The following is an 8922-nucleotide window of genomic DNA, read 5'->3' on the forward strand; positions in this document are numbered from 1 at the left end:
CCGGCGCCAGCCCCAACAAGCGCCACCCACCCCGCTGACCAGCCCCACCGCGCAGCCACCCCGCGCGACTGCGCGGGGCGGTACGGTACGGGGCGGTACGGGCCGATCGGCGGGGCTCAGCCGTTGCGCTGTCCGCCGAAGAGCACGTCGTGCTCCCAGGCGTGCCGGGGCTGACGGTGCAGCCGCCAGTACTGTTCGGCGATGTCATCCGGGTCGAACTCCGTGCCGGGGGCGACCGGGCCGTCCACGGTGACGGCCGCCACGTGGACGCCGGCCGGCCCGTACTCCTGGTCGAGCAGGGAGACCAGCGTCCGGACGCCGGACTTGCCGAGGGAGAGGCTGACGTAGTCCGGCCTGGGGTGTGGCATCCCGCTGGTGATGAGGAACGTGCCGATGCCGCGCTCCGCCATGGCCGGGAGGGCCCGGGCGGCGGTGGTGTGGGCGCCCAGCACGTTGACCGCCCAGGCGTCCAGGTGGCCGCGGGTGCTGAGACCGCCGATGCGGTCCGGCCGGACGACGGCGGCGTTGTAGACGACGACGTCCGGCACGCCGAACCGGTCGGCCGCCGCGTCCAACGCAGCCCTGAGCCCGTCCTCATCAGTGACGTCGGCCGGGAACGCGGCCACCTCGGCACCGCCGCCACCGGCACTGCCGCCAGCGCCGTCGTCCGGTGCCGTACCGGCGGACCGCACGGCCTCCGCCACCACGGACAGCGACGCCTGCGAGCGCGCGATCAGCGCCACCGACATCCCCGCCCGCGCGAACCGCCGAGCCACCGCCTGCCCGATCCCCGGCCCCGCCCCCACCACAACTGCACCAGCCACGACACGACTCCCTTCCCACCACGAACGAGTACGCCGCGACAGTAGGGGCTGACACCGATGTGAAGGTCAACTGGTGAGACCGCCGACGGTGTGCGGTGCACATCACCTGGGTGCGGATCGCGGATCGCGGATCGCGGATCGCGGATCGCGGATCTCCGGGCGTACGGGGCAGGGGCGGCGGCGCATGGCCGATCCTCCCGCCGGAGCACGGAGCACGGAGCACGGAGCACGGAGCACGGAGCACGGAGCACGGAGCACGGAGCACGGAGCACGGAGCACCCGCGGGGCTGGGTGCGGAGCGTGGCCCCCGCGCGCGGGGTGTGGAGGGCGGGGTGAGGTCCACCCTCGCCCGGCGGTACGGGGCACCGGCACCGGGCACGGAGTTCGAAGCGGTGAGCCTCGCGCGCGGGGTTGGGGAATGCAGGTTCGCCTTTGCTGGCAAGAGGCGTCGATCCTCGCCGGGGGCACGGGGCACGGGGCACGGGGCACGGGGCACGGGGCACGGGGCACGGGGCACGGAGTGCTGCGGGGCTGGGCACGGAGCGCGGAGCGGGGTTGGCCGGAGCCTCGCGCGCGGGGCGTGGAGAACGGAGGGGCCACCCTCGCACGGCGGCCCGGGGTACGGAGCATGGAGCGGCTGGGCCTCGCGCGCGAGGTGCGAGAAGACGGAGCAGGCCCGCCCTCGCCCGGCGGCACAGGGCACGGGCGCCAGCCCCGCCCCGCCCCGGCCACCGCCTCACCCCACCCGACACCCTGGGCCCCCTCCCCGCGGAGCCGGTCCCGCATGCCGAGCCCCCGGTGGAGCCGGCCCTGCCCCGCCTCGTTCACCCGGGCGACATGTCGCTCCCCACCGGCTGCCACGCGGCTGCCGTACGGTCCCGACCACCCGGTCGCCCAGGGCGGCGGGTAGAGCGTTGGCCATCGATCGGGAGGAAGAGCGTGGCATCCGAGATTTCGCGTAGGCGGGCGCTGGCACTGGGCGCGGGTGGCGCGGGGCTCGCGGCGGCGGGGTCGCTGCTGCCGCCCTCGCTCCAGCAGGCGGTGGCCAACCAGGCGGCCGAGTACGGGGCGGAGCGGCACCACGGCGGCGGGCTGCGGGACGTCCGGCACGTCGTGGTGCTCATGCAGGAGAACCGTTCGTTCGACCACTACTTCGGCATGCTGCGCGGCGTACGCGGCTTCGGCGACCGGAACGCCATCGAACTGCCCGGCGGCAACAGCGTCTTCGAGCAGCCGGGCGCGCTCGGCGTGGGCACCGTGCTGCCGTTCGGCGTGCGGGCAGCCGCCGCGGCCCAGCAGAAGGAACTCCAGTACATCGGCGACCTCGACCACAGTTGGCAGGGCGGCGCGAAGGCGTGGCGCGGCGGCTGGATGGACGGCTGGGTCACCGCGAAGACCGCGGCGACCATGGCGTACTACGACAGGTCGGACATTCCGCTGCACTACGAGTTGGCCGACACCTTCACGGTCTGCGACGCGTACCACTCCTCCATCCACTCCTCCACCAGCCCCAACCGGAACCACCTGGTCAGCGGCTGGACCGGCTTCGAGCCCGGGGGCGCCCGCGCCGTGGGCAACGACGCCTACGACGAGGACACCCACCCCGGCTACGCCTGGCCCACCTACGCCGAGCGGCTTGAGGAGGCCGGCCACTCCTGGCGCGTCTACCAGGAATGGGACAACTTCACCGACAACAACCTGGAGTTCTACGCGAGCTTCAAGGCCGTCGGGCGCAAGGCGCTGGCCAAGGTCGACGGCGTGCAGAACATGACCGCCTACTACGAGAAGCTCGGCGCCGCCGACGCCGCCGGCCGGCAGCGCCTGACGGGCCTGCTCGACGAGGGCCTGCGGAGCCTGAGCGCCGCGGAGCGCAGCCTGTTCGAGCGGGCGCTGCGGCGCGGCGAGCCGGGGAGCACGGCCACCGCCTTCGCCGCCGACGTGGCCGCAGGCAAGCTGCCGAAGGTCTCCTACATCGTGCCGTCGGCCGCCGACTCCGAGCACCCCGGCGCCTCGTCGCCGGTCGCCAGCGCCACCCTCGTCTACAAGATCCTCGATGCCCTCGGCAACAACCCCGAGGTGTGGCGGCACACCGCGCTCTTCCTCACGTACGACGAGAACGACGGCTTCTACGACCACGTGCCGCCGCCGGTGCCACCGGCCGGGACGGAGGGCGAGTTCTGGCAGGGGAAGCCGACGGGGCTCGGCATCCGGGTGCCGATGCTGGTGATCTCGCCGTGGACGGTGGGCGGCTACGCCTGCTCGGAGGTGTTCGACCACACCTCCATCGTCCGCTTCATGGAGCGCTGGCTCGGCGTGCACGAGCCCAACATCGGGGCCTGGCGGCGCACCGTCTGCGGCGACCTGACCTCCGCCTTCGACTTCACTCGGCGGCGCGGGCTGCCGGCCGTCGAACAGCCGGGGCCGATCCCGCCGTTCGCCGGCCGCTGGCGCCCCGCGCCCCCGGCCGACCAGCGGCTGCCGCGGCCCGAACGGGGCCCCCGACCGGCCCGCCCGCTGCCGTACGCGCCCGACGCGGACGGCCGCCTGGACGCGCAGGCCGGCGTGTTCAAGCTGGCGCTGCGCAACGCCGGCCGCGCCAGCGCACACCTGGCGCTCTACCCGTACGCCGACGAGTACGCGACGCCGCAACACCGCGACCTGCCCGGCGCCGGCCGGCACCCCTACGGGGCCGGGGCGACGGAGCCGGACGGGGCGGCGGAGCACGGGGCCGACGGGGCGGCGGACGGGGCGCAGGAGGCCGCCGGACACGGCTCCGGGCGGCCCGGGCGGGGCGAGTCCTGGGAGGTGCCGGTCAAGGCCGGCGCGTACCGGTTCACGCTCACCGGCCCGAACGGCTTCCGCCGCGAGTTCGCCGGCACCGCCCGGGGCGTCGCCGCGGGCACCGCCGTGCGCAGCCGCATCGACGCCCGGCGGCGCGAACTCCACCTCACGCTGGAGAACACCGGCAGGACGGCGCTGACCTTCACGCTCAAGCCGCTGGCCTACGCGGGCGCGGGCGCGCGTACCGTCACCGTCGCAGCGGGCCGCACCCGCACCGTGCCGTTCCCGGCCGCCCGCACGCACGGCTGGTACGACCTGGAGCTCACCGTCGCCCAGGACGCCTCCTTCCGGCGCCGGCTGATGGGCCACATCGAGAACGGGGCGGAGTCCGTCACGGGCTGAGAGCCCTCGCGGCCACTGCCGCCCCACCGTTACTGCTGTTGCCGCGATCATCGGCGCAGCCACCGCCCGGGCCCGGGTCGCACGCCCCCGGGCCCGGGACGGCCGTATCCGGGCCCGGGACGGCCGTATCCGGGCTCAAAACGCCAGCGGCCCCATCAGAGCCAGATGAACCGGAAAGACGGGAGCACTTGTGGGGTAACCCACAAACCGGTCAAAGGATCTCCATCGGGTGTCACAGTGCTGCACGGGACCCGCCGCTCCTTCGTCGGCAGGCGGCGGGTCCCACGCGTTCCCGTCCGTACCTTCGCGCACGCTCGGCAACTCCGTCCCCCCGGCGAAGAGCGGTGCCCAAAACCGGAAGCGATCAGCACTTCATGGCCGCACTCGCCCGGTGGTGCCTCAACCGCCGTCTCGTCGTCATTGCGCTCTGGCTGGCCGTGCTCGCCGGCACCGCAGCGGCTGCGGCCGTGGCCGGCAGCGCGTACTCCAACGACTACGACGTGCCCGGTACGGAGTCGGCGAAGGCCGCCGAGCTGACCGCCGAGGCGTTCCCCGGCCAGGCCGGCGACAGCGACCGCATCGTGTGGCACACGGGGCCGGGCCGCGAACCCGTCCACTCGGCCACCGTCGAAGCCCGCATGACCGCGGCACTGGACCGGATCGCGGAGCTACCGGGGGTCGCCGCGGTCGGCAGCCCGTACCAGGGCCCCGACGGAGCCCGCCAGATCAGCCCCGACGGGCACACCGCGTACGCCACCGTCACCTTCGAGCACCCCGCCGACGACCTGCCGGCGAGCCAGCCGCGCGCCGTCGTCGACGCGGCCAGGTCCGCCGCCGGCGACGGGCTCCAGGTCGAGGCCGGCGGCAGCGCCGTCGCGCTCACCGAGAAGCCCGCCACCCACCTGAGCGAACTGATCGGCATCGCCGTGGCCGCCGTGGTGCTCTTCGTCGCCTTCGGCTCGTTCGCGGCCAGCCTGTTGCCCATCGTCACCGCCGTGGTCGCGGTGGGTACCGCCACGCTCGGCATCACCCTGCTCGGCCACGTCATGACCGTCGCGGACTTCGCCCCGATGCTCGGCATGCTGATCGGTCTGGGCGTCGGCATCGACTACGCCCTGTTCATCGTCACCCGGCACCGCAAGGGCCTACGGGCCGGGCTGTCCGTGCCCGAGGCGGCCGAACGCGCGGTGGCCACCACGGGGCGCGCCGTCGTCTTCGCCGGCGGCACCGTCTGCGTGGCCCTCCTCGGCATGCTGATCCTGCGGCTGAGCTTCCTGAACGGCGTCGCCATCGCCGCCTCGCTGACCGTCGTACTGACCGTCGCGGCCTCGATCACCCTGCTCCCGGCCCTCCTCGGCGTGATCGGCAACCGGGCGCTGGGCCGCCGCGAACGGCGCCGGCTCGCCGCCGGCCTGCCACGGCCCGAACGGCCCACCGGGCTCGCCGTCCGCTGGTCCGGCTTCGTCGAGCGCCATCCGCGGCTCCTCGGCGGGCTGGCAGCGGCCGTCATGCTCGTCCTGGCCCTGCCCACCCTCTCGCTCCACCTCGGCACGTCCGACCAGGGCAACAACCCGCTCAGCAGCACCACCCGCAAGGCGTACGACCTGCTCGCCGGGGAAAGCCCGCACGGGGCCGAAGGACGGGGCGACGGGGCGGCCGGGGGACGGGGCGCCAGCAGCGGCTTCGGGCCCGGCGCCAACGGGCCCCTCACCCTCGTCGCCCACCTCGACGGTGCCGCCGACCGAGTGGCGCTCAACCGGTTGGAGAACACCCTCCGCCACACCGACGGCATCGCCTCCGTACAGGGCCCGGCCAGCGACACGGCACAGGCCCACAGCACGGACACCGGCGTGATCACCGTCATCCCCGAGACCTCCCCGCAGTCCCGGCAGACCAGCGAACTGGTCGACCGGCTGCGCAACGAGATCATCCCGGCGGCCGAACGGGGCACCTCGCTCGACGTGTACGTGGGCGGCATCACGGCCGGTTACGACGACTTCGCCGAGGTGATCGTCGGCAAGCTGCCGCTGTTCGTCGGGGTCGTCGTCGGCCTCGGCTGCCTCCTGCTGCTCCTGGCCTTCCGCAGCGTCGGCATCCCGCTCAAGGCCGCGGTCATGAACATCGCCGCCGTCGCCTCCTCCTCCGGCGTCGTCGTCGCCGTCTTCCAATGGGGCTGGGGCAGCGAACTGCTCGACCTGGGCAGCGCCGGCCCGATCGAACCCTTCCTGCCGGTGATCATGATCTCCGTGCTGTTCGGCCTGTCGATGGACTACCAGGTGTTCCTGGTCAGCCGGATGTACGAGGAGTGGCTGGAAACCGGCGACAACTGCCGCGCCGTACGGGTCGGGCTGGCCGAAACCAGTCAGGTCATCAACTCCGCTGCCGTGATCATGATCGCGGTCTTCGCCGCCTTCGTCCTGAGCGGTGACCGCATCATCGCCATGTTCGGCATCGGCCTGGCCGTCGCGGTGGCCTTGGACGCCTTCGTGCTCCGTACGCTCCTGGTCCCCGCCCTGATGCACCTGCTGGGCGGCGCCAACTGGTGGCTGCCCGGCTGGCTCGACCGCTGGCTGCCCCGACTCAGCATCGAGCTGCCCGAGCGCGACCTCGCCACACCCGCCCCGGCGCCACAGCCGGCACCCCGCGAGCTCGTACCGGCGGGCGCCGCTCACCCGAGCCCATCGGTCCATCCCGGCCGCGACGGCGCACAGCCCGCACCGGCCCTCTCCGCACCGTCCGCTTCCGCCCCGTCCCTGCCCACGCGCGCCCGTGCGCGCGAGGCGGCCCCCGCACTGCCCCATGCGGCGCACCCCACCAACGCCGCCCTCCTCCCACCACAACGCAACACGGAGCAACGTCCCTCGGCCTGACCCCGCGCGATGGCCGCCGCCCGACTCGGCTCCGTGCGGCCCGATCCCCCGCGGCCTGCGCCGCGGTGGTGGTGGGTCCGTGCTGCGGTTTCGTACGGAGCCGGCGGTGACCTTGTGTCGCAACGCGGCTCCGTGCCGTGGTCTACCGGCTGGGGCTGGGGCGGTGGAAGGCCGGGTACGGCATGGGTACGGGCCCGACGCGGGTGTGGCGGCGTTGCGCGTTCCGGCGTTGCGCCGTGCCGTGCGCTCCGTGGCGCACCCGAGCGGGGCCCGCCCGCCGCGGGCTCCGTGCCCGCAGCCAGAGCGCACCGGCCGCGCCGAGGCCCTGGCCGGGTGCGGCGCGGCTGCGGCTGCGTTGCGTGCTCCATCGCTGCGCCCTGCCGTACGCTCCGTGGCGCACCTGGGTCGGGCTCGCCCGCCGCTGACCCGTGCCCGCAGCCAGAGCAGACCTGCCGCACAGAGGCCCACCGACGGGCGACGGCTTAGGTGCCTTAGGAAGCCGATGGCTCGGAGGACCGGACGGGCCCTGTCATGGCCCCGTGCCCCGCGGCCCAACCCGCCTAGGCCCCGCGCCTAAGGCACTCCAAGGGCTACTCAGCCCCGTCCGCACCGACGGAGGGCCGGCGTCTAAGGCGCTCTGAGGCGGCGAAATCAGGCACTCTCCCCATGCGGTGGGACCTCCTGAGCCAGCAGGGTGGAAGCACGCCGAACGACCCGCAGCGGCGGCCGACAGGCCCCGCAGTGGTTCGTCACCACCCGAGGAGAACCTGATGTTCCACTACGAGCTGCACCAACTCCGCCAGCACGACCTGGTCTCCGAGGCCACCGCCGCCCGCCGGGCACGCGAGGCCGGCCGAAGCCGCTTCATCACCCGCCGCTCTGGGGAGTACGAGGGGGAGGGGCGGGTGAATCCGCCCCTCGGCCGCGGGGGGGGGGGGGGGGGGCGCGCCCGGCCCGGCCGTCGCCGACCTCGCGGACGTCGTCGGGGGCGAGGTCATCGAGGTGGAGCGGACGTGGCGGCACCGGCCGACCGAGCCGCTCGACCCGCGGACCGGGCAGGGCCGCGCCCACGTCCAGTACAGCTTTGCCGCGCACCGTGCGGTGGTGGACGTGGACACCGAACTCGGCCTGGTCAAGGTGGTCGAGCTGGCCTGCGCCCAGGACGTCGGCAAGGCGCTGAACCCGCTGGCGGTCACCGGCCAGGTGCAGGGCGCCGGCGCGCAGGGCATCGGCCTCGCGGTCCTCGAAGAGATCGTGGTCGGCCCGGACGGCACGGTGCGCAACCCGTCCTTCACCGACTACCTGGTCCCCACCACGCTCGACACCCCGCCGCTCCCGGTCGACCTGCTCGAACACCCCGACCGGCACGCCCCGTACGGGCTGCGCGGCGCGGGTGAGGCCGCGACCCTCTCCGCCACCCCGGCCGTCGTCGCGGCGATCCGGGCGGCCACCGGCCGCGAGCTGACGCGGGTGCCGGTGCGCCCGGAACACCTCATCGGGCTCGACGGGCCGGGCACGGGCACGGACCCGGGAGCGGGTACGGGTACGGGAGCGGGTACGGCGCCCGGGACCGGGGTGGGGGCGGTGCCCGATGCGGGGTAGTCGGGGCGGCGGGGCGGTGCCGGCCGCCGGACGACGAAGGAGCTGACCGCCATGTTGGACATCGCCGCCGCCCTGCACGGGTGGTGCGCGCAGCGCCGTGACTTCGCCGTCGCCACGGTGGTCGCCGTGCACGGCAGCGCACCGCGGCTGCCCGGGGCCGCGCTGGCCGTGGCCGCCGACGGCGAGGCGGTCGGTTCGGTCTCCGGCGGCTGTGTGGAGGGCGCCGTCTACGAACTGTGCCGGCAGGCCCTGGACGACGGGCACAGCATCGTGGAGCGCTTCGGCTACAGCGAGGACGACGCCTTCGCGATCGGGCTGACCTGCGGCGGCGCCATCGACGTACTGATTACCCCGGTCCGCTGGGGGAGCGTCTTGGACCGGAGCGCCCCAGGCCGGGTGCGGGTGCTCGCCCCCGCGGTGGCCGCCGCGGCCGCCCGGTGCCC

General features: G+C 74.6%; 4 protein-coding genes and 1 pseudogene. 4 read left to right on the forward strand and 1 reads right to left on the reverse strand.

Annotation, left to right across the window (positions count from 1 at the left end):
• Positions 1–116: 116 nt before the first annotated feature.
• Positions 117–824 (reverse strand): SDR family NAD(P)-dependent oxidoreductase, encoded by a 708-nt coding sequence (locus AAHZ94_RS22375; protein ID WP_349994769.1) that lies wholly within the window; start codon positions 822–824, stop codon positions 117–119.
• A 939-nt stretch (positions 825–1763) separates the two neighbouring features.
• On the opposite strand from AAHZ94_RS22375, the gene AAHZ94_RS22380 reads away from it, so the two are divergent.
• The 4 genes and pseudogenes from AAHZ94_RS22380 to AAHZ94_RS22395 all read left to right on the forward strand — a co-directional run.
• Entirely contained in the window at positions 1764–4007 is a 2244-nt protein-coding gene (locus AAHZ94_RS22380; RefSeq protein ID WP_349994770.1) for a phosphocholine-specific phospholipase C, read from the forward strand.
• Positions 4008–4381: 374 nt separating this feature from the next.
• Positions 4382–6877 (forward strand): MMPL family transporter, encoded by a 2496-nt coding sequence (locus tag AAHZ94_RS22385; protein ID WP_349994771.1) that lies wholly within the window; start codon positions 4382–4384, stop codon positions 6875–6877.
• Positions 6878–7828: 951 nt separating this feature from the next.
• Positions 7829–8479: pseudogene (locus AAHZ94_RS22390) on the forward strand (molybdopterin cofactor-binding domain-containing protein); the annotation flags it as partial.
• Positions 8480–8530: 51 nt separating this feature from the next.
• The coding region (locus AAHZ94_RS22395; protein ID WP_349994772.1) for an XdhC family protein at positions 8531–8922 on the forward strand (392 nt) is incomplete at its 3' end.

Origin of the sequence: Streptomyces sp. HSW2009, assembly GCF_040240285.1 — a bacterium.
GTDB lineage: Bacteria > Actinomycetota > Actinomycetes > Streptomycetales > Streptomycetaceae > Streptomyces.

Coding starts and splice junctions, on each gene's coding strand:
- AAHZ94_RS22385 (WP_349994771.1), top strand. CDS start 4,382: ATGGCCGCACTCGCCCGGTGGTGCCTCAACCGCCGTCTCGTCGTCATT.